10 protein-coding genes are annotated in these 21,995 nt (G+C 68.1%); 5 read left to right on the top strand and 5 right to left on the bottom strand.

From position 1 onward, the window contains the following. Positions 1-16: 16 nt before the first annotated feature. The 3 genes from ACSFB7_RS19845 to ppc all read right to left on the bottom strand — a co-directional run bounded on the left by ACSFB7_RS19845 (position 17) and on the right by ppc (position 11,440). Entirely contained in the window at positions 17-8,215 is an 8,199-nt protein-coding gene (locus tag ACSFB7_RS19845) for a glycoside hydrolase family 94 protein (RefSeq protein WP_435473137.1), read from the bottom strand. Then, on the bottom strand, positions 8,212-8,430 hold the full coding sequence (locus ACSFB7_RS19840; protein ID WP_435473135.1) for a hypothetical protein: 219 nt from the start codon (positions 8,428-8,430) through the stop codon (positions 8,212-8,214). Before ACSFB7_RS19840 ends, ACSFB7_RS19845 begins: the two co-directional genes overlap by 4 nt. 166 nt (positions 8,431-8,596) lie before the next feature. Continuing rightward, positions 8,597-11,440, bottom strand: a complete 2,844-nt coding sequence (gene ppc / locus ACSFB7_RS19835) for a phosphoenolpyruvate carboxylase (protein ID WP_435473133.1) — start codon at positions 11,438-11,440, stop codon at positions 8,597-8,599. 84 nt (positions 11,441-11,524) lie between these two features. Here ppc and hemC point away from each other — a divergent pair, with 84 nt between their 5' ends. Genes hemC through ACSFB7_RS19815 form a run of 4 tightly spaced genes read left to right on the top strand, consistent with a single transcriptional unit; the run spans position 11,525 to position 15,632 of the window. Then, entirely contained in the window at positions 11,525-12,451 is a 927-nt protein-coding gene (gene hemC / locus ACSFB7_RS19830) for a hydroxymethylbilane synthase (RefSeq protein WP_435473131.1), read from the top strand. A 16-nt stretch (positions 12,452-12,467) separates the two neighbouring features. Next, on the top strand, positions 12,468-13,250 hold the full coding sequence (locus tag ACSFB7_RS19825; RefSeq protein ID WP_435473130.1) for a uroporphyrinogen-III synthase: 783 nt from the start codon (positions 12,468-12,470) through the stop codon (positions 13,248-13,250). Continuing rightward, positions 13,247-14,341: a uroporphyrinogen-III C-methyltransferase gene (locus tag ACSFB7_RS19820; protein WP_435473128.1), complete on the top strand. Its 1,095-nt coding sequence runs from the start codon at positions 13,247-13,249 to the stop codon at positions 14,339-14,341. Before ACSFB7_RS19825 ends, ACSFB7_RS19820 begins: the two co-directional genes overlap by 4 nt. A 7-nt stretch (positions 14,342-14,348) precedes the next feature. Beyond that, a complete protein-coding gene (locus ACSFB7_RS19815) occupies positions 14,349-15,632 on the top strand; it encodes a heme biosynthesis protein HemY (protein ID WP_435473126.1) in 1,284 nt (427 codons plus the stop codon). Between the two features lie 28 nt (positions 15,633-15,660). On the opposite strand, the gene ACSFB7_RS19810 is transcribed toward ACSFB7_RS19815, so the two are convergent. After that, the gene (locus ACSFB7_RS19810) at positions 15,661-17,226 is read right to left on the bottom strand and encodes an MFS transporter (protein ID WP_435473124.1); all 1,566 of its coding nucleotides are present in this window, start codon (positions 17,224-17,226) and stop codon (positions 15,661-15,663) included. Positions 17,227-17,333: 107 nt separating this feature from the next. On the opposite strand from ACSFB7_RS19810, the gene ACSFB7_RS19805 reads away from it, so the two are divergent. After that, on the top strand, positions 17,334-18,212 hold the full coding sequence (locus tag ACSFB7_RS19805) for a LysR family transcriptional regulator (protein WP_435473122.1): 879 nt from the start codon (positions 17,334-17,336) through the stop codon (positions 18,210-18,212). 64 nt (positions 18,213-18,276) lie between these two features. Here ACSFB7_RS19805 and ACSFB7_RS19800 read toward each other — a convergent pair whose 3' ends face one another. Further along, entirely contained in the window at positions 18,277-21,534 is a 3,258-nt protein-coding gene (locus ACSFB7_RS19800) for an Rne/Rng family ribonuclease (protein ID WP_435473120.1), read from the bottom strand. Positions 21,535-21,995: the final 461 nt, after the last annotated feature.

Below are 21,995 nucleotides of genomic sequence, written 5' to 3'. Positions count from 1 at the left end.
AAAGCGGCCCCGGACCTTAACCCACCCGCACCACCGCATCCGCCGGCAGCGCCTGCCAGTCGATCCACTCGCCCATCGCCAGATGGTGCGTGGGCGCGGCGGCGCCTTCGACGGTGCCCCACTGCAGCACGAGGCTGCGCTTGCCGAGCCGCAGCGAGACCTCGAAGCCCGGCCAATGCGCGGGCACATGCGGCGTCAGCGAAAGCTGGCGTCCCTTCACGTTCAGGCCCAGCAGGGTTTCGACAGCGGCGCGATGCAGCCACGCGGCCGAGCCGGTGTACCAGCTCCAGCCGCCACGGCCCACATAGGGCGCGGCGCCGTAGACGTCGCCCGCCATCACATAGGGCTCCAGCTCGTAGGCCGGACCGCGCTCGGGGTGTTGCGTGCGATGGGCCGGGCTCAGTCCTTCGAAGCTCTGCCAGGCCGCTTCATGGTCGCCCTGCAGCGCCTGCGCCATCAGCGCCCACACGGCGCCGTGCGAATACTGGCCGCCGTTCTCGCGCACGCCCGGTGGGTAGGCCTGGATGTAGCCGGGGTTGTTGGTCGAATTGGCAAAGGGCGGTGCCAGCAGGCGCAGCAGGCCGGCCGGTTCGTCGTGCAGGTGCTTCTTGACGGCGGCCATGGCCGGGCCGGTATGGGTGTCGTCCGAAGCGCCGGAAAGCACCGACCACGCCTGTGCGATCAGGTCGATGCGGCATTCGTCATTGGCCGACGAGCCCAGCGGCGCGCCGTTGTCGAAGAAGGCGCGGCGGAACCAGGCGCCGTCCCAGCCGGCGTCGTGCAGCGCGGCGATCCAGCCGCGTCGCGCCTCGGTCCAGCGCGCGGCGCGTTCGTGCTCGCCGCGCGATTCGGCGATGGGCGCGAAGCGCTCGACCACGCTGCACAGGAACCATGCGAGCCATGCCGATTCGCCACGGCCTTCGTTGCCGACGCGGTTCATGCCGTCGTTCCAGTCGCCGGTGCCCATCAGCGGCAGGCCGTGCGCGCCGGTCTTCAGGCTGCGGTCGATGGCGCGCGCGCCGTGGTCGAACACGGTGGCCATGCGGCCGCTGTTCTGCGGCGCGTAGTAGGCGTCTTCCGCGCCCTCGGGAATGCCGGGGCCTTCGATGAAGCCGACCATCTCGTCGAGCAGCGATGCATCGCCCGTCACCTCGACATAGTGCGCCGATGCATAGGGCAGCCACAGCAGGTCGTCCGAGAAATGCGTGCGCACGCCGGCACCGCCGGGCATGTGCCACCAGTGCTGCACGTCGCCTTCGGGAAACTGGCGTGCCGCGTTGACCAGGATCTGCTCGCGCAGGCGCGGCGGGTCGGTGAGCGCGAAGGCCATCGCATCCTGCAACTGGTCGCGAAAGCCGAAGGCGCCGCCGGCCTGGTAGAAGCCGGCCTTCGACCACAGCCGGCACGCCAGCGTCTGGTACACGAGCCAGCGATTGACCAGCGCATCGAACAGCGGATCGGGCGTGCGCACCTGCAGGCGACCCAGCAGTTCGTCCCAGAAGCCGCGCACCTGCCGCAGCGCCTCGGGCACGTCGCGCTGGCGCCAGCGACGGGCGAGTTCGAGTGCCGCGTCGGCGCTGCCGGCGTGGCCCAGCACGAAGCTGAAGCTGGCGGTTTCGCCGGCGGCCACGACGAACTCGCCGCCGATGGCCGCGCAGGCATCGAGCCCGCTGCCGGCGCGCCGCGTCAGCGTGTCGGGCACTTCGACGACGCCGCGCCCGGCAAAGAACTCGTTGCGATCGCAGGTCCATTGCGTGGCGCCGGTCGTCGCGCCCTGCAGGCCCGCGAGCAGCAGAAAGGCCGCGCTGCCGCCGAAGCCCGCGCTCGATTCGCGCTGTTGGCCGAACACGGCCGCCTGGTCCTCGGGCTTCCAGCAATGCACGGTGCGCCGTTCGCCCCGCGCCGCGCCCATCTGCCACTCGACCATCGCGAGCGCGCGCAGGCGGCGCTGGCCGGTGCCTTCGTTGCGCACGCGCACATGCACCAGCTTGACGGCCTCGTCGCGGTCCGCGAAGAAGGTGGTCTCCAGCACGAGTGAATCCTGACGGCATTCAAAGACCGAGTAGCCCTGCCCATGCCGCACGCGGTGGCGGGAGCCGCCATCGCCACCGCCGGCGGGCGTCAGCGGCAGCATCTCGCGCGTGCCCACGTCCTGCAGCAGGTAGTGCTCGAAGGCCGTGTCCTGCACCGGGTCGTTCGACCACGGCGTGACCTGGTGCATGCGGCTGTTGCCGGCCCAGGTGTAGCCGGTGCCCCATTCGGACACCTGGAAGCCGAAGGAGGCATTGGCGATCACGTTGATCCACGGGCGCGGTGTGCGGTGTGCGAGATCGACCTCGAAGCGGAACTCGCCGCTGTCGGCATCGAAGTCGCCGATGGGCGTCACGGCTTCAGGCGCGGCCTTCGTGGTCGCAGTCCGTGTCAGCAGCGGCACGCGCGACGGCGCCGGCGTGCTGTTGTCGCCCGCCGGTGGCGTGCCGCGCGCCTCGTGCAATGCAGCCACCTGCACTTCGAGCGCCCGGCCGTCCGCAGTGAACACCACGCGCGCCAGGCTGGACAGCGCGGCCTTTTCCGAAGGCACCACGTCCTGGTCGCGCAGCAGGTAGAAGCCGGCGGTGTCGTTGCGCGGAAAGCTGTTCTGCGTCTGCTGCGCGACGCGCGAGCGCAGCGTTTCTATTTCGCGCTGCAGCGGCATCAGGTACGAGTTCGGTTCGCTGTTCAGCACCACCAGGTCGCAGGCCACGCCGCCGAAGCCCCACCACGGCTGTGCGCGCAGCAGCGTGTTGATGAGGCCCATGCCGTTCATCGAGTGGATGTAGACCAGCACGATGGGTTTGTCGCCCGAGATGCCGAAGCGCCAGATCTGGCGCAGGTCGATCAGGCCCCGGTCGCTCATCACGCGCGGCGTGGTGTAGGTGAGGATGGTGGTGAGGTCCTGCAGCGCGAGGTTCTGCGCGGGCGCGATGCTCAGGTCGCGCAGCCGCACCTGCGCCAGCGTGGCGGCCATGCGGGTGGCGCGCTCCACGTGCATGGGCTGCAGGTAGCGGTCGATGCTGGGCATCAGCGCCTCGATGCTTTCGTCGGCAGCGGTCGCGAAGCTCAGGCGCGCGGTGGCGCCCGGTGCGATCGACAGGCGCACGCGCAGGCAGGCGATGGGGTCCAGGCCGTTCACCGGCGTGCCGTTGACGGCCTGCGGTTGCGCATCGAGCGCGGGCGAAGCGAGCGTGCGGTTGCGTCCGATGAAGGCGCGCCGGTCGGTCATGCAGTCGATCGACAGCACGTTGGCATCGACCGAGGCCACGAAGTGCACGGCCGCCACCACCGGGTCGCCATGCAGGCGCGGCTTGCGCGACAGCAGCAGCGCGCGCCACGCGGGCTCCCAGCGCGATTCGACGAACAGGTTGGCAAAGGCCGGATGCGCCTCGTCGGCCTTGGGGTTCGACAGCACCGGCTCGAAGTAGGAGACCAGTTCGAGCGTGCGCGTTTCGTCGCCGCTGTTGTGCAGCGTGATGTTGCGCAGCTCGGTGTCGTCCTCGGGGCTGATCAGCACCGTGGTGCGCACCTGCAGGCCGGGCCCGGCCGCATCGAACTGCACCTGGTCGGCCAGGAAGCGGGTGCGGTAGTGCCAGTCGGCACCGGGCGCGGGCAGGGCGGTGAGCGAGGTCAGCTCAGACTGCCCTTCGTCGCGCACATAGAAGAAGGTGCCGTAGCTGTCGCGCAGCGGATCGTCGCGCCAGCGGGTCACGTTGAACGAGCGCCAGCGGCTCACGCCCGCGCCGTTGGCGCGCAGCGCCACCGTGTAGCGGCCGTTCGACAGCAGGTGCGTGGGCTGGAAGCCTGGCCCCATCGGGTCGACCACGCGCGGCTGGAACAGCGGCGCCAGCTCGGTCTGGCTGGGCTCGGGCGGCGTGCGCGGGTCGGCGCTGCCGATGATCTGGCGCGGCGTGCGCTCGTGCAGCAGCGACTCGTGCGCCTGCACCAGCGCGGCGCTGCCGAACCAGCGGCGCGGTGCTTCGTCGCGCAGCACATTGCACAGCGCCACCAGCGACATGCCCTGGTGGTGCGCCATGAAGTTGCGCACCACGGTGAAGTCCTGGCCTTCGGCCTGGCGCGAGGTGGTGAAGTCGATCGCGTCGTGAAAACCGAACTCGCCGCGCGCGCCGAGCGATTCGAGCAGTTCGAGGTTGATCACCGCCGCTTCAGGCGCGAAGGGCGCGGCCATCGCGCTGGCGTAGGGCGCCACCACGCGGTCGGTCGGCGGCGTGCGCCGCAGCGCCAGGCGTGGCACGCCGAAGGGCGAGTACTGGTAGGCCAGCGAATGGTCTTGCGCGAAGTAGGCCGACTCGGAAACGCCCCATGGCATGTTCTGCGCGCGGCCGAAGGCCTGCTGCTCGACGACGGCCGCGGCGTTGGCCACCTGCAGCAGGCCATCGGTGGGTTCGGTCATCACGAGCGCGGGCATCAGGTACTCGAACATCGAGCCCGACCACGACTTGAGGCTGGGCTGGAAGCCCACCAAGAGGAACGGCCGGCCCAGCGCCATCCAGTGCCGACGTGGCACGTCGCCCTTGGCGATGGCCAGGAAACTCAGCAGCCGCGATTCGGAGGCCAGCAGGTCGTAGTAGCTCGCGTCGAGCACGTTCTCTTCGACGCGCAGGCCGATGTGGAACAGGTGGCGCTTGGCGTCGTAGAGGCCGCTGAAATCCATGCCGTCGTGCAGCGTGTCGCAGCGTTGCGCCAGCGCTTCGAGCGCTGGCTCTTCATGGCTCTGGCAGCCTTCTTCCGCCGCAAAGGCCCGGCAGGCCTGCGCCACCGCCACGAGGTGGCCGGCGAAGTTGCCGCTGTCCACGCTGGACACGTAGTCCGGCGGCAGCGGCTTCAGTGTCTGCGTGTCGTACCAGTTGAACAGGTGGCCGTGGTGCTTCTGCATGCGATCGACGGTGTCGAGCGTGGCGGTGATGCGCTCCAGCAAGGCGGCCGTATCGATCCAGCCGAATTCGCGCGCGCAGCAGGTGGCGAGCAGGTACATGCCGACGTTGGTCGGCGAGGTGCGGTGCGCAATGGTCGGCTGCGGTTCGAGCTGCAGGTTGTCGGGTGGCAGGTGGTTGTCTTGCGGGCCCACCACATGCTCGAAGAAGCGCCATGTGTCGTGCGCCAGCTTTTCGAGGTAGACGCGCTGCTCGGGCTTGAGCGGATCGTCCGCTTGCGCATTGACGCGGCTGCTCCACCACGAGGCAATCGGCGCCAGCGCCCAGACCACGAAGAGCAGCGGCCCGAGCACCGGGTAGGCGCTCCAGTTCGCGAGCAGGGCCAGCACCAGGCACAGCGCGCTGCTGAGGGCCGCGTTGCGCACGAAGGGCTTCAACTGCTGGCTGGACTGGGCCTGCGCCTGTGCGGCCGTCGTCCACTGCAGCAGGTGCCTGCGGCTGACGACGAGTCGCCAGGTGGCAAGAAAGGCCGCATCGAGCAGCAGGCGCGTCTGCGCCGCCAACTGCACGAACTGCCAGGCCGCGCCGGCCATGGCGCGCAGCAGTTCGACCGCACCCACATCGAAGAAGTGGCGCAGCTCGATGGAGCGCCGTGTCGGCACCAGCCCGGCCAGTGCACCCAGCAGCGGGCCGAGCGTGAGCGCCGATGCAACCGCAGCCAGCGCCCATCCGAGCGGCATGGCCTGCGTGAAGATCACCAGCACCAGCAGCGCGAAAGAAGCCGGCACCACCAGCGAGCGCCGCAGGTTGTCGCACATCTTCCAGAGGCCCAGCACGTCGATGCCGAAGCGGCGCGCGCGCCACATCAGCGGCAGCAACTGCCAGTCGCCGCGCACCCAGCGGTGCACGCGCGAGGCGGCCACGCCGGCATGGTGCGGATGGTCTTCGACCAGCACCACGTCGCTGACCATCGCGCAGCGCGCGACCGTGCCTTCGAGCAGGTCATGGCTCAGCACGGCGCTGTCGGGCAGGCGCTGGTCGAGCGTGGCGTGCACCGCGCGCACGTTCAGCAAGCCCTTGCCGGTGAAGGAGCCGCTGCCGAACACGTCCTGGTAGATGTCGGACGCACCGCTGCCATAGGGGTCGAGGCCGCATTGGCCGGCGAACATCCAGTGGAAGAAGGAGCGCTCGTTCTGCATCGGGAACGGCGTGACGATGCGCGGCTGCAGGATGCCGAAGCCCGCGACCACGCGACGGCTTTGCATGTCGATCTCGGGCGCGTTCAGCGGATGCGCGGCGATGGACACGAGATCGCGCAGCGCGCCGGGCGGCAGGCCGGTGTCGCTGTCGAGCGTCAGCACATAGGGCGTGCGGCCGGGTGCGATCTGTTGGCCCGGCGCGAGCGGAAGAAAGCCGCTGGCATCGCCGCTCGCGAGCAGGCGCACCAGCATCTCGAGCTTGCCGCGCTTGCGCTCCCAGCCCATCCAGCGCTGTTCGGTGTCGCTCCAGCTTCGTGGGCGATGCAGCAGCAGGAAGCGCGGCGCGCCGCCTTCCGCCACGGGGTATTTGGCGTTGAGCGCGGCGATGCGCTGCACGGCATCGTTGAGCAGTGCCATGTCGTCGGGCATCGAGGCCTGCGGCGCATCGGCCCAGTCGGTGAGCAGTGCGAACTGCGCATGCGCCTCGCGGTTGGCGAGCCAGTGCAGTTCGAGCCGATGGGCGAGCTGTGTGTTGTTCGCGGTCGAACCCAGCAGCGTGGGAATGACGACGAGCGCGCGGTGCCGCTCGGGAATGCCGCCCGCGAAGTCCAGGCGTGGCAGTGCCTGCACGCGCACCGACTCCGCCATGATGCGTTGCGCCAGTGCAATCAATGCCTCGGACACAGGCCACGCCAGAAGGATCAGCGCCACGATGGTGGTCCAGTCTTCGCGATGCGGCAGGCCGTGCATGACGGCTGCCAGCAGCAACGCGGTGCCGACGGCCACGGCGCCGACGTAGACGGGCAGGCGCCAAGCGCGATGGTCCCGTGTGGGCCGGAAGTTCGTCGTGCGGTCGGTGCGACCTGCGGGGCTCGCAGAGCCGTCCGCCTGCAACGACGCGATCAGCGCGGGCCGGCCTTGGCCGAAGAGGTAGTAGCCGGCAGTGCCATCGGCGCGATCGGTCTCCGCGCCGGCTTCGTCGGCCGGCGCACCCGACGCCAGCTTGACGACGGCCTGCGCCACTTCGCGCTCGGGCCGTTCGCTGCTGCGCGCCACCTGCTCCATCGCATGCGTGATCTGCTGGCGCGTGAGTTCGCTTTCGTTGGCAAAGCTCGGCAGCTCGCGCAGCACGCGCAGCGAGCGGCTCACGGGCTCGATCAGGTCGCTCCACTCGACCTGGCCGATCATGCGCAGCGTGGTGATGATGTTGCCGACTGTGAGGTTGGCGGCGGCCTGCGCGTTCTGCGCGTCGCCGATCAGCGCCGGGCCGTTGGGGCAGTGCTGCTCGGTCCAGCGCACCAGCGCCGGCATGTCGTCGCCGTGCTCCACGGGCAGGCGTTGCCAGAGCTGCGTGAGGTAGTTGTCCTGCAGGCCGTGGCTCTGCAGCGCGCGGTAGAGCACGTCGAGGTCTTGCGCCGAGAGATGCGGCGCCGCATCCCAGGCGGCATGCGCGATCTCGCGCGCGACCTTGTTCTCGGCAATGCTCTCGGCCACGCGGCGCAGGTTTTCGAGCAGCACCACGCGCAGGGTGGTGGGCAGTGCCCACAGCTCGCCGAGCGTCAGCTCGTCGATGTCCTGGTACGCGTTGAGGAACGCGGTGAACAGCGTTGCATTGAGCACGCTGTCGGTGTGCGCCACATAGGCCCACGCAATGCCGTACACGCGCGGCAACCCCGCCAGCGGCGGCGTCGTGAGCTTGGGCAGGCGCGCGTAGTAGCTGCGCGGCACGCCGTCATGAATCTGCTGGAGCTGTGCCTCGACCAGGTGGAAGTTGTCGAGCAGCCATTCGGCGGCAGGCGACACATAGCGCCCGCTCTGCGAGATCAGCGCGATGTAGTCGAAGGCTGCGCGCAGCGACTCGAGGTTTTCATCGACACGCGGAAAGAAGGGCGCACCCTCGCGCGCGCGGTGGTGGTCGTCTTCCACCACCTGGGCACGGGCCAGGCTGTGGCCGTGCTGTTCGAAACGTTGGGCACCGAAGAGTTCGGCACGGATCGGAAGTGCAACCGGGTCGTGAGGACCCAGAAGAAGGGTCCGGGCGTAGTGACTGAGCCCCTGGAGGCGGTCGACGACGGCTGCTGCGCTCAAGCGAGTGCGAAGAGGCCGATGCCAAGGACCACGGCCACGCAAGCCATCGTGACGATGCGGCCGGCAGCGAGTGCGCGCACCCGTTGCATGTGGCTTCGCACCGAGAACCATCGCCCGTGAGCGCGCGCGCAGTGGCGCATGTGGGAAGCCAACGCTTCGAAGTCGCTGCTGACGAAATCGACTTGCGAATGGGAAAGGGACTGCGGGACTGACATTGCAACGGGCTCCTGTTTGACGACTTCGAGCTGCCGCGCGATTGCGAGAACTGTGAACGTTCTCCGACCGTACTCTTTTAATTGACCTTACAGGTTCCTGTTTGGCGACGGTTCACGTAGGAAAGGGCGCACAAGGCGCCCTTTGTCTTTGGTAGCGTGCGCCTAATCAGCCGGTGTTGCGCAAGCCGGCGGCCACCCCGTTGATCGAGATGTGAATGCCGCGCTGCAGCCGCTCGCCGCCATCGCCCGCGCGATAACGCCGCATCAGCTCGACCTGCAGGTGATGCAGCGGATCGATGTACGGGAAGCGATGGCGCACCGAGCGCTGCATCTCTGCGTTGCCTTCGAGCCGCTGCTTCGCGCCGGTGATGAGCGTGAGCGCATCCGATGTGCGATGCCATTCGGCCTCGATCATCGAGAACACCTTCTGGCGCAGCTTGCGGTCGGTCACCAGCTCGGCATAGCGCGAGGCCAGCGCGAGGTCGCTCTTGGCCAGCACCATGTCCATGTTCGACAGCAGCGTGCGAAAGAAAGGCCATTGCTCATACATGCGTTGCAGCAACGCCTGGCGTTCCTTCTTGCCCGCGGCATTGCCCGCAGCGGCGAGGAACTGCTCCACACCGGAGCCGAAGCCGAACCAGCCCGGAATGGTGAGGCGGCACTGGCCCCAGCTGAAGCTCCACGGCACCGCGCGCAGGTCGTCGATCTTGTGGCTCGGGTTGCGCGATGCGGGGCGCGAGCCGATGTTGAGTTCGGCGATCTCGCGGATCGGCGTGGAGCCGAAGAAGTAGTCGCCGAAGCCGGGGGTCTCGTACACCAGCTTGCGGTACGCGGCCATGCTGGCACTCGAGAGTTCGCCTGCGGCCGAGAGAAAGGTCGCGGGCGCCGGCTTGCCCTGCGGCAGCAGCGTGGCTTCGAGCGTGGCGGCCACCAGCGTTTCGAGGTTGCGCCGGCCGATCTCGCGGTTGGCGTACTTGGAGCCGATCACTTCGCCCTGCTCGGTCAGGCGGATCTGGCCGCGCACGGTGCCCGGTGGCTGCGCAAGGATGGCCTGGTAGCTCGGGCCGCCGCCGCGTCCCACCGTACCGCCACGGCCATGGAACATGCGCAGGCGAATCGGGTTGGTTTTTTTCTTGTTGAGTTCGTCGAACAGCGACACCAGTGCGATGCCCGCGCGGTACAGCTCCCAGTTGCTGGTGAAGATGCCGCCGTCCTTGTTGCTGTCGCTGTAGCCGAGCATCACGTCCTGCTCGGCGCCGGAGCGTTCGATCAGCGCCTGGATGTTCGGCAGCGCGTAGAAGGCGCGCACGATGGGCGCGGCATTGCGCAGGTCTTCGATGGTCTCGAACAGCGGCACCACGATCAGGTCGCAGGTCGCGTTGCCGTTCATCGCGCCGCGCAGCAGGCCTACTTCCTTCTGCAGCAGCAGGGCTTCGAGCAGGTCGCTCACCGTTTCGGTGTGGCTGATGATGTAGTGGCGAATCGCGGCGGCGCCGTAGCGTGCGCGCGAGGCACGGGCGGCCGCGAAGATCGCGAGTTCGCTTTGCGCGAGCGGCGAGTAGTCGGCATCGGGCACGCGCAGCGGGCGGGCGTCGTCGAGCAGCTTCAGAAGCAGCGTCTGCTTGGCTTCTTCGGCCAGCGAGGCGTACGAAGGCTCGATGCGCGCGGTGGCCAGCAGCTCGGCGATCACGGCCTCGTGCTTGTCGGAACTCTGGCGCAGGTCGACCGTGGCCAGGTGAAAGCCGAACACTTCGACCGCGCGGATCAGCGGGCGCAGACGCGGCGCCGCGAGCACGCTGCCGTGCTTTTCGTCGAGCGACTCTTCCACGGTGCGCAGGTCGACAAGAAACTCTTCCGCGTTGGCATACGGGTTCTGCGGCGCGACCGCATGGCGCGCGGCCTCGCCGCCGGTGAGTTCGCGCAGCGTGGCCGCAAGGCGCGCATACACGCCGGTGAGCGCGCGACGGTAAGGCTCGTCCTTGCGGTGCTCGCTGGTGTCGGGCGAGCGCTCGGCCAGCGCCTGCATCTCGACCGACACATCGACCAGCGTGGCCGACAGCGACAGCTCACCGCCCAGGTAGTGCACTTCGGTGAGGTAGTGGCGCAGCGCCAGTTCTGACTGGCGGCTGAGCGCGTATTCGAGCGTTTCAGCGGTCACGTTCGGGTTGCCGTCGCGGTCGCCGCCGATCCACTGGCCCATGCGCAGGAAGGGCGCGACCGACGGGGTGATGCCGCCCTGGGTCAACGCGCTTTCGAGGTCGGCATAGACGCGCGGAATCTCGCGCAGGAAGGTGGCTTCGTAGTAGCTCAGTGCGTTCTCGATCTCGTCGGCCACCGTGAGCTTGGAGAAGCGCAACAGGCGCGTCTGCCAGATCTGCGTGACGCGGATGCGCATCTGCGTTTCGTTGTCGGCGAATTCGATGGGCGTGAGCGCGTCCTTGCCACTGGCATAGGCGCTCTGGCGCAGCTTGATCTCATCGCGCGTGGTCAGCAGCAGCGCGATGGCGCGCTCGGCATCGAGGATGCTCTTGCGCTGCACTTCGGTCGGGTGCGCGGTGAGCACGGGCGACACATAGCTGTGGGCCAGCGAGGCCACGATTTCGTCGGGCCTGACGCCGGCCTTGCGGATGCGGGCCAGGGCGGTCTGCAGGTCGCCGTCGGCGGTTTCGCCGGCACGCTCGGCCTCGGTGCGGCGGCGGATCTGGTGGCGGTCTTCCGCGAGGTTGGCCAGGTGGCTGAAGTAGGTGAAGGCGCGGATCACGCGCACCGTTTCAGCCGCGCTCAGGCCCTTGAGCAGGTTCTTGAGCGCGCGGTCGGCCGCGTGATCGGCATCGCGCCGGAATGCCACGGACAGGGTCCGGATTTTTTCCACCAACGCATAGGTCTCGTCGCCCTCCTGTTCCCGGATCACATCGCCGAGGATCCGGCCCAACAGCCGGATGTCGTCGATCAGTGGCTGGTCTTCGGCCTGACGGCGCTTGGGGGGAGCAGGGGTCTTGCTGGCTTTCATTCGATGTTGTTCCTGGGGACTTGAATGGATGCGCCGACTGCGTTGCTGCGGCGCAACATGCTAGCATTCCGACGGTCTGGAAACATGTACTTTTTGGGAACGGTCTTGAGCAATATCGTCATCGCCACGCGCGAAAGTCGCCTGGCCTTGTGGCAAGCCGAACACGTGCAGGCACTTCTGCAAGAACGGGGCCACACGGTCAGCCTGCTGGGCCTCACGACCACCGGCGACCAGATCCTCGACCGCTCGCTCAGCAAGGTCGGCGGCAAGGGTCTCTTCGTCAAGGAACTCGAACTCGCACTGGAAGAAGGGCGCGCCGACATCGCGGTCCATTCGCTCAAGGACGTGCCGATGGACCTGCCTGAGGGCTTCACGCTGGCCTGCGTGCTGGAACGCGAAGACCCGCGCGATGCGCTGGTGTCGCCCCGCTATGCCTCGCTCGACGAACTGCCGCAGGGCGCGGTGGTCGGCACGTCCAGCCTGCGCCGCGTGGTGCTGCTGCGCGCGCTGCGGCCCGACCTGCGCATCGAACCGCTGCGTGGCAACCTCGATACGCGCCTGCGCAAGCTCGACGAAGGGCAGTACGACGCGATCGTGCTTGCCGCGGCCGGGCTCAAGCGGCTGGGCCTTGAAGGCCGCATCCGCGTGGCCTTCGATCCCGACACCATGCTGCCGGCCGCAGGGCAGGGCGCACTGGGCATCGAGGTGCGCGCGGACCGTGCCGAACTGATCGAACTGTTGGGCTCGCTCACGCATCGCGGCGACTGGCTCTCGACCGCCGCCGAACGCGCCGTGAGCCGCGCGATGGGCGGCAGTTGCTCGATGCCACTGGCGGCACATGCGCGCTGGCAGGCTGATGGCGTGCTGCGCATCGATGCCGCGTGGGGCGATCCGGAGGGCAACGCGCCGCTGGTGAAGGTCCACGTGCTTGCATCGGCCGACGACTTTGCCCAGGCCGACGCGCTCGGCGGTCGGGCTGCGGCCCTGCTGCGTGACGCGGGCGCCCACTGAAATCCGTAGTCATCGTATGACCGCGCGTCCCGTCATCGTCACGCGGCCAGCGCGCGAGGCGGTGCAATGGGTCGACGAATTCCGCGCTGCCGGCATCGACGCCGTGGCGCTGCCGCTGATCGTGATTGCACCGGTGGAAGATGCCGAGCCGTTGCATGCGGCGTGGCGACAGCTCGCAGGCTATACGGCGCTGATGTTCGTCAGCGCCACGGCGGTCGAGAACTTCTTCCTGCACCAAGGGCCCGATGCAGCAAGCGATGCCATCGCAAGCCGCCGCTTCTGGGCTACCGGCCCTGGCACCACGCGCGCCTTGCTGCGTGCCGGTGTGCCGCCGCAAGCCATCGACGCACCGCCACCCGAAGCCCCGCGCTTCGACTCCGAGGCGCTGTGGGAGCGGGCGCAGACCCAGGTGTCGGCGGGCACGCGCGTGCTGATCGTGCGCGGCGGTGACGAAGCGGGACAGCCGACCGGGCGTGACTGGCTCGCCAATGAGATCGATACGGCAGGTGGCCTGCGCGACACCGTGGTGGCCTACCGTCGCCTGCCGCCGTCGTTCGACAGCAAGGCACGGCAACTCGCCATCGATGGCGCCGAAGGTCGCGCGATCTGGCTCTTCAGCAGCTCGGAAGCGATCGGCAATCTGCAGCGCGCGATGCCCGATGCGAAATGGCACGCGGCAAGCGCCGTGGTCACCCATGCACGCATCGGCGAAGCCGCGCGCGCCGCGGGTTTCGGGGCGTTGCGTGTATGCACACCTTTGCGGGAAGCACTGATCGCGTCGATAGAATCCTTCGCATGAGCGCCGCGTCCCCGTCCGACGACCTTTCTTCCCCTTCCGCCGTTGCGGCACCGGTGCCTGCCCCGCTGGCGCCGCACCAGACGCCTGCCGCGCAAGCCGCTGCCGCGGTCCTGTTGTCGCGCATCGGATTCGGCCTGCTGGCCCTTGTGACCGTGGTCACGCTGATCGCAACCATCGCGCTGTGGCAGAAGGTCAGCGGCATGAAGGAACAGTTGGCGCGGCAGAGCGCCGATGCCATCGCCCAATCGATGGAAGCACGCGCGCTGGCACGCCAGGCCAGCGACACCGTGCGCGATTCCGCCGCCCGCGTGGCCCTGATCGAAACCCGCGTGGCCGAAGTCGCGCTGCAGCGTTCGCAGCTCGAAGAACTGATCCAGAGCCTGTCGCGCTCGCGGGACGAAAACCTCGTCATCGACATCGAGTCGGCCGTGCGCCTTGCATTGCAGCAGGCGCAAGTCACCGGCAGCGTCGAGCCCCTGCTCGCTGCGCTCAAGGCCGGCGACCTGCGCATCTCGCGTGCCGCGCAGCCTCGGCTCGCGCCACTGCAGCGCGCGATGCAACGCGATGCCGACCGGCTGCGCAGCAGCGCCAGCACCGACAACGCCGAAGCCCTGCAAAGGCTCGATGAGCTGATGCGCAGCGTGGACGATCTGCCGACGCTCAATGCCGTGGCCGTGCGCGGCACCGGCGTCAACGCATGGCAGGCCGAACCGATTCCCGCCGATGCGCCGTGGTGGCGCCGCGTGCTGCTGACGGTGCGCGGCGAGGCCCGCTCGCTGGTTCGCGTCGGCCGCATCCAGAGCCCCGAAGCCGTGCTGCTGGCGCCCGAACAGTCTTACTTCCTGCGCGAGAACCTCAAGCTCAAGCTGCTCAATGCGCGGCTGTCGCTGCTGTCGCGCCAGGTGGATGCCACGCGCGGCGAGCTGGCCCAGGTGGCCGCGTCGCTCAACCGCTATTTCGATCCCGCGTCGCGTCGCACGCAAGCCGCCGCCACGCTGCTGCAGCAGCTGCAGCAGCAGGTGAAGACCACCGAGCCGGCGCGTATCGACGACACGATCGCCGCATTGGCCACAGCCGCAGCAGGACGCTGATCCGCACATGCGCGCTGCAATCTGGCTCCTTGCACTCTTCGCCGTCGCGGCGGCCGTCGCCCTGTTCGCGGGCAACAACCAGGGCACGATCACGGTGTTCTGGCCGCCGTGGCGCGTCGACCTGTCGCTGAACCTCGTGCTCGTGATCCTGCTGGCGACCTTCGTGTTGCTGCACGTGGCGTTGCGCGCCCTGGCTGCGCTTTTCTCTCTGCCGACGCAGGCGCGCCAATGGCGGCTGCAGCAGAAGGAACGCACGCTTCACGCGGCCTTGCTCGATGCCATGGTGCAACTGATCGCGGGCCGCTTCTCGCGTGCACGCAAGGCGGCGCAGGCTGCGCTCACGCAAGAGAAGACCCTGTCCGCGCTCGGTGCAAGCCTGCCGCAGGCACAGCAGGTGCGCGTGCTGTCGCATCTGCTGGCGGCCGAAAGCGCGCAGGCCCTGCAAGACAAACCGGCGCGCGACGCGCATCTGCAGCAGGCCCTGAACGAAAGCGCCGACCGCACCGTGCTGTCGAGCCCCGAGACGCGCGAAGGCGTGCAACTGCGCGCCGCACGCTGGGCACTCGAAGACCGCGATGCACCGGCAGCGCTCGCACGGCTCGAAGAACTGCCGCAGGGCGTGCAGCGGCGAACGCTGGCCCTGCGCCTGCACCTCAAGGCGGCCCGCCTGGACCGGCGCACCGTCGAAGCCCTCGAAACCGCACGGCTGCTGGCCAAGCATCGCGCGTTCTCCGAAGCGGCTGCGCAGAGCATCGTGCGCGGCCTGGCGACCGAGTTGCTGTCAGGCGCGCACGATCCGGCGCAGCTGCTGCGTGCCTGGTCCGAACTCGATGCCAACGAACGCGGCATGCCCGAAGTGGCAATCCACGCGGCACAACGCATGGTCGCGCTGCGTGGGGACCTGGCATTGGCGCGCGGCTGGCTGTTGCCGGCATGGGAGCGCATGGTCGCGAACCCGCGTGCCCTGGGCGATGCGCTGCGCGTCAAGCTGGCGCGTGCGCTCGAAGCAGGGCTCGACTCGGTCGATGCCGACTGGCTGGCCCGCATCGAAAGCGCGCAACGCAACAACCCGCGCGACCCGAACCTGCAGTACCTCGCGGGCATGGCCTGCATGAAGCGGCAGTTGTGGGGCAAGGCCCAGCAACTGCTCACGCAGGCCGGGCTGGGGCTGCAGGACACCGACCTTTATCGGCGCGCGTGGTCGGCGCTGGCGCAACTGGCCGAAGCCCGCGAAGACGCGGAGCAGGCCGCCGAAGCGTGGAAGCGCGCGGCGCAGATCGAAATCACCTGAGCGTTTTCTGTTCGGGTGCGCCCTGGGTTCAGGAGCACACGGACTCTTCGGTCTTCAGGCCCGATGCCTGCGCAACTGGCTTGCCATTGCCGAAGATCAGCAGGCTGATGCCGGCCAGCACCCACACGCCGATGCCGCCGTAGAGCATCACCAGCCCGAAGCTCTGCACGAGCGCCGCATGAACGGCAGTGCCTGACGGATCGGCTTGCAACAGCGCCGGAAAGTCCTGCGTGAGCGAGTTGAAACTGCCGGCCGCGACCTTCTCCGCCACGGCGCGCAACTGCTGCGCATCGAGCGATGCGGACAAGGTGCTCTTCAGATACGAATGGATGCCTTCGAGCAGGATGAACCCCATCAGCGCGATGTTCACGGCCAGCGTGATCAGCCGTGCGCTCATGTCCATGCCCGAGGCCATGCCCGCGCGGGCGCTCGACACCGAGCCGGTGGTGGTGTTGGTCACCGGTGTGTTGGTCAGGCCCAGCCCGATGCCGGCCAGCAGGCAACCGGGCAGCAGCGTGAGCCAGCTCGCGTGTTCCATGCTGCTGCCGTAGCGCATCGCCATGAAACCCAGCCCGATCACGAACAGGCCCGAGGGAATGACCACGCCGGGCCGGTAGCGCAGCGACAGGCGCTCGGCCAGCGGCGGCATGACCAAGGTGGGCAAGGTGTAGGCCAGCAGCGCCGAGCCGGCGGTGACGGCGTCGTAGCCCAGGCCGCTCTGGAAGTAGATCGGCAGGTAGATCATGAACGGCCAGAAGCTGAAGTTCATGCCGATGGAGCCGATGATCGAGCCCGAGAAATTGCGGATGCGGAACACCGAGAAGTCGAACATCGGGTGCGGGTTGATCTTCTCGACCCAGAGGAACACGGCGAAGCTGGCCACCGTCGCGACCAGGATGCCGATGGCCACGGGGCTCGCGAAGCCGAGGCCCGGTCCCTGCGTGATGAAGTACGTCAGGCCGAACACCGCGAGCGACAGCGTGACGATGCCCGGCAGGTCCAGCTTCTTCGCGTCGGGGTCGCTGGACTCTTCCACGCTGCCCAGCACGAGCGCCAGCGCCACCACGGCCAGCGGCACGTGAACCAAGAAGACCCATTGCCAGCTCGACAGCGCCACGATCGCGCCGCCGATGATCGGCCCGAAGCCCAGGCCCATGCCGAAGACCACGCCCCAGATGGCGAAGGCCTTGCTGCGCTCCTTGCCTTCCTGGAACTGATGCGAGAGCACCGCGAGCTGGCAGATCAGCATCGCGCCGCCGGCCAGGCCCTGCAGGAAGCGGCTGACGATCAGCACGGGCGCGCTCTGCGCGAGGCCGCACACCAGCGAGGTGATGCCGAACAGCACCACGCCGACGATCAGCATGCGCTTGCGGCCGTAGCGGTCGGCCAGCGTGCCGGCGGCCATCAATACCGTGGTGCAGGCGATGGTGTAGGCGTTCATGATCCACTGCATGTCGCTGAAGTCGCCGTGCAGTGCTTTTTCGAGCGTGGGAAGAATGACCGGCACGCTGGAGATTTCCAAGCCGAACATCAGGGCAATCAGGCAGATCGCGGACAGTGCGATCCGGTTCTTGCCGGCGTGAGAGAGAGGCATCGAGCAGCTTTCCGAAAGAGGTTCGGGCGATTCTGGTGAAACCCTCTTCATGATGGAAATGATTTAATTTCCTAGAATTCATTAGGAAACATCATTTATCTATGGCCATGGATTTCGACCCCACGCTGTTGCGCGCCTTCGTGGCCGTCAAGGAAACCGGCGGCTTCACGCGTGCGGCCGAACGCTTGCACCTGACCCAATCGGCCATCAGCCACCAGATCCGCAAGCTCGAAGAGCAGGTGGGCCGGCCGCTGCTGCATCGCACGACGCGGCGCCTGACCGTGACGGAAGACGGCGAGGACTTCCTGCGCTATGCGCAGCAGATCCTCGACGCGCTCGATGCCATGACCCGGCGCTTCCAGCCGTCGCCGATCGCGGGTTCGGTGCGCTTCGGCGTGCCGGACAACTTCATGGGAGACCGCCTGCCGCCGCTGCTCTCGCAGTTCGCGCGCGGATTCCCGGCGGTGCGGCTGGAGGTGAGCGTGAGCATGCATCTGGACCTGCGCGCGATGATCCGGGCCGGCGAGCTGGACCTCGCGGTGGTGATGTCGCCACCCGACACCGTGGAAGGCACGCGCCTGCGCCGCACGCAACTGGTCTGGGCCGCGGCCGAGGCTTTCGAGGCGCCGAAGGGCGCATCACTGCCATTGGCTTTCTTTCCGAAGCCCTGTGTCAACCGGGAGGTGGCGGGTTCGGCGCTCGACCTTGCTGCGGTCGACTGGCATGTGGTCTTCACTTCGGCCAGCACGCAGGGCATTCGCGCGGCGGTGCTCGCGGGGCTTGCCGTGACGGTGCTCACGCGTGAGGAGGTGGAGCCGGGCATGAAGATCGTCGATGGGCGCTACGGCCTGCCACCCTTGCCCAGCGTCGACTTCTCGCTGATCTGGAGCGAAGGCGGCAAGACGCCTTGTGCCTGCCGGTTCGGGCAACTGATCCTGGAGATGCCGGATCTGCCGGCGCCTGATGCGCGGCCTGTTCCGGCGTGACAACGCCGAGCCAATAAAAAACGGCGCCAGAGGCGCCGTTTTCATTTGCAGTTGAGCAGGGGGCTCAGAGCGTGCGCTGCTGCTGTGCGTCGCCGGCAGCCTGCTCGAACGGCAGCGACATCGAGGCGAGGTCGCGGCGGGTTTCGACCAGCACCAGCGGGCCTTCGTCGAGCACGATCACTGGTGGGCGTTCGCGCGGCACGTGGACCGGCTTCGGCTCGGCGGCGATGGCAGCGCGCGCTTGCGCGATGCGGTCTGCATCCGAGTTGACCCACTGCAGGCCCGAGCTTTCGGCGATCTGGGCGAGTTCGCTCAGCGGCAGTTCAAAGGCTTGCACCTTGGGCAGTGCGCGACCGTTGGCGGCAGGCGTTGCGGCCTTGCTGCTTTCGGCCACGACGGGCGCTGCAGCAGCAGGCGCTGGCGCGGGGCGCTGCTCGGCGCGGGCCTGCTGGGGAGCGGGCTCGCGAACTTCCGGTGCGGTAGCAACGGCAGTCGCTTCGGCGCGTTCCGACACCAGCGGCAGTTGCTGCGGCTGGCGGGACACCGGTGCTTCTTGCACGTCGCTGGCTGCGACGGCTTCCGCGGCCGAGCCTTCTGCCACTTGGGCGCCGGCCGTGTTGGCTTCGCTGTCGTCGCGCGGGCCGCGTTCGCGGCGGTCGCGGCCGTAGCGGTCACGCGAACGGCCACGGCGCTCGTCGCCGTCGCGGCGCGGTGCCTGCTCGTTGTTGCCGGTGGCGGCGTCGTTGCCCTGGTCGGCATCGCTTGCGTTTGCTGCTTCGGCCACGCGGGTGTTGTCGGCTTCGCCGGCGACCTGCGGTGCGTCGTTGCGGCGCTCGCGGCGTCCGTCGTTGCGGTCATTGCGATCGCCGCGCGGTGCGCGTTGCTCGTCACGGCCGTTGCGCGGCTGGCGCTCGCCTTGGGCTGCGTCGTCGCCGGTGGCGGCTTCGCTGCGGGGCTGCTGCTGCGTGTCGGCGTTGCGGTCGCCGCGTTCGTTGCGGTCACCGCCACGTTCGCCACGATCACCGCGCTCGCCACGTTCACGGCGGGCGCGCGGTGCGCGTTCCGCTGCATTGCCTTCTTCGCCTGCAACGGCGCCCGGCGCCAGTTGCTGGGCTTCGAGGTTGACGTTGCCGTCGAGTGCCTCTGCCGGTGCATTGCGGCCTTCGCCTTCGCGACGCTCGCCGCGACCACCACGGCGCTGTTCACCGTCGCGCGGTGCGCGTGCTTCACGGGGCTCGCGGGGTTCACGTTGCTCGCGCGGTTCGCGTTGTTCACGCGCCGGGTTGGTGGCGTCGTTGCGGACTTCGGTGCTGCGACCTTCGCGGCCTTCGCCGCCGCGACCTTCACGGCGCTCGCCGCCACGGCCACCACGGCGTTCGCCGTCGCGACCACCGGAACGGCCACCTTCTCCACGGCCTTCGCCGCGACCTTCACCACCACGGCCGCCACGGCGTTGTTCGCCGTCACGTGCGCCGCCGCGTGCTTCGCCATCGCGGCCAGGACGGCCATCGCGACGGGGCTTCGGTGCCTCGACCGGAATCACGGCCGGTGCCGGCGCCGGAGCGGGAGCTGGCGTGCCGCCGAACAGGTTCTTGATCCAGCCGAAGAAGCCGCTTTGCGCCGGAACGGGCGCGCTCACCACGGGCGGAGCGACCGGTGCCGGTGCTGCAGCGACAGGCGCGCGCACAGCTTCGGGCTTGGGCTGCACCACGGGCGCGGGTGCATCGGGCAGCACGCCCTTGATGACCGGCGTCTGCTTGTTGGTGGGCTCCTGCGAACGGCGCGTGACGGCCGTCGGGTCTTCGATCTCGTCAGCCATCTTGTAGCTGGCTTCGATGTGATCGAGGCGCGGATCGTCGTGCTTGAGGCGCTCGAGCTTGTAGTTCGGCGTTTCGAGCGTCTTGTTGGGCACCATCAGCACGGTGACGCGCTGCTTGAGCTCGATCTTGGCGATTTCGGGGCGCTTTTCGTTCAGCAGGAACGAGGCCACTTCGACCGGCACCTGGACGTGCACGGCGGCCGTGTTGTCCTTGAGGCACTCTTCCTGAATGATGCGCAAGATTTGCAGCGCGCTCGATTCGGTGTCGCGGATGTGGCCCGAGCCGCCGCAACGGGGGCAGGGGATCGACGAGCCTTCGCTCAGCGCCGGCTTCAGGCGCTGGCGGCTCATTTCCATCAGGCCGAACTTGCTGATCGAGCCGAACTGCACACGGGCGCGGTCCTGGCGCAGCGCGTCGCGCAGGCGGCTTTCGACTTCGCGGCGGTTCTTCGACTCGTCCATGTCGATGAAGTCGATGACGATCAGGCCGCCCAGGTCGCGCAGGCGCATCTGGCGGGCCACTTCGTCGGCGGCTTCGAGGTTGGTGCGGGTGGCGGTCTCTTCGATGTCGCCGCCCTTGATGGCGCGGGCCGAGTTCACGTCGACCGAAACCAGCGCTTCGGTGTGGTCGATCACGATGGCGCCGCCCGAAGGCAGTTGCACGGTGCGAGCGTAGGCCGATTCGATCTGGTGTTCGATCTGGAAGCGGCTGAACAGGGCCGCGTCGTCGCGGTAGCGCTTCACGCGGGCGGCATGCTCGGGCATGACGTGCGCCATGAACTGCTGCGCCTGGTCGTAGATGTCGTCGGTGTCGATCAGGATGTCGCCGATGTCGTGATTGAAGTAATCACGGATGGCGCGGATGACGAGCGACGATTCCTGGTAGATCAGGAAGGCGCCCTTGCCGCCCTTGCCCGCGCCGTCGATGGCACTCCAGAGCTTGAGCAGGTAGTTCAGGTCCCACTGGAGTTCGGGCGCGGAGCGGCCGATGCCGGCGGTGCGCGCGATGATGCTCATGCCCTTGGGGTACTCGAGCTGGTCCATCGCCTCCTTGAGTTCGGCGCGGTCGTCGCCCTCGATGCGGCGCGAAACGCCACCGCCACGGGGGTTGTTCGGCATCAGCACGACATAGCGGCCGGCCAGCGAGATGAAGGTGGTGAGGGCTGCGCCCTTGTTGCCGCGTTCTTCTTTTTCGACCTGGACCGTGAGTTCCTGGCCTTCGCGGATCGCGTCCTGGATGCGGGCCTGGCTGGCCGACACGCCTTCGGCGAAGTACTGCTTGGAGATTTCCTTGAACGGCAGGAAGCCGTGGCGGTCTTCGCCGTAGTCGACGAAACAGGCTTCGAGCGACGGCTCGACGCGGGTCACGACCGCTTTGTAGATGTTGCCCTTGCGCTGTTCGCGCCCTTCGATCTCGATTTCGTAGTCGAGGAGCTTTTGCCCGTCGACGATGGCCAGGCGCCGCTCTTCCGGCTGCGTGGCATTGATCAGCATCCGCTTCATGATGCGTTGTCCTTATATGTATCGTTCTGCAGCCCGTGAAGGGCCAACGATGCACGGACGACGCCCGCGAAACAGGGGAATTGCCGCTTGGCCCCGGATGCTGTGACTGCCGCGCCAGGCGCGGACAGGCCTCTCGAGCGTCAGCTCAAGAAGACAGCCGGGGTGGGGGCGCGTGGATGGGCGCGAGCCAGATTCGGTGTTGAGTAGCTATCTTTTTGATAGCCGGTTGCGCAAGGGTGGCGCGCGCTACGGACGATTCAATGCCTGAGGCCACCGGCATCAGCCAGCGCAAGCACATTTGAATCAGCAGCATCAACACAACAAGGGACTCGCTTCGATCCGCCGGCAGCTTGGAAGCTGCAGGCTGGGTATTCCGTATCGGTGTTTCGTGGGTGTCGGCTTGACTCGGGTGCCTGGCCTGCCACTTTGCGCAATTGCGCGGGGTTTGCAGCTCGGCGCCA

The sequence above is a fragment of the Variovorax raffinosi genome (assembly GCF_051216615.1).
Classification (GTDB): domain Bacteria; phylum Pseudomonadota; class Gammaproteobacteria; order Burkholderiales; family Burkholderiaceae_C; genus Variovorax.
Note: the sequence above shows the minus strand (reverse complement) of the source record. Positions and strands in the feature narration are given on the sequence as shown.

What these genes read in the sequence shown, in the direction of transcription:
- ACSFB7_RS19840 (WP_435473135.1), bottom strand. Translation starts at nt 8,430, where the DNA reads ATGTCAGTCCCGCAGTCCCTTTCCCATTCGCAAGTCGATTTCGTCAGC.
- ppc (WP_435473133.1), bottom strand. Translation starts at nt 11,440, where the DNA reads ATGAAAGCCAGCAAGACCCCTGCTCCCCCCAAGCGCCGTCAGGCCGAA.
- hemC (WP_435473131.1), top strand. Translation starts at nt 11,525, where the DNA reads ATGTACTTTTTGGGAACGGTCTTGAGCAATATCGTCATCGCCACGCGC.
- ACSFB7_RS19825 (WP_435473130.1), top strand. Translation starts at nt 12,468, where the DNA reads ATGACCGCGCGTCCCGTCATCGTCACGCGGCCAGCGCGCGAGGCGGTG.
- ACSFB7_RS19820 (WP_435473128.1), top strand. Translation starts at nt 13,247, where the DNA reads ATGAGCGCCGCGTCCCCGTCCGACGACCTTTCTTCCCCTTCCGCCGTT.
- ACSFB7_RS19815 (WP_435473126.1), top strand. Translation starts at nt 14,349, where the DNA reads ATGCGCGCTGCAATCTGGCTCCTTGCACTCTTCGCCGTCGCGGCGGCC.
- ACSFB7_RS19810 (WP_435473124.1), bottom strand. Translation starts at nt 17,226, where the DNA reads ATGCCTCTCTCTCACGCCGGCAAGAACCGGATCGCACTGTCCGCGATC.
- ACSFB7_RS19805 (WP_435473122.1), top strand. Translation starts at nt 17,334, where the DNA reads ATGGATTTCGACCCCACGCTGTTGCGCGCCTTCGTGGCCGTCAAGGAA.
- ACSFB7_RS19800 (WP_435473120.1), bottom strand. Translation starts at nt 21,534, where the DNA reads ATGAAGCGGATGCTGATCAATGCCACGCAGCCGGAAGAGCGGCGCCTG.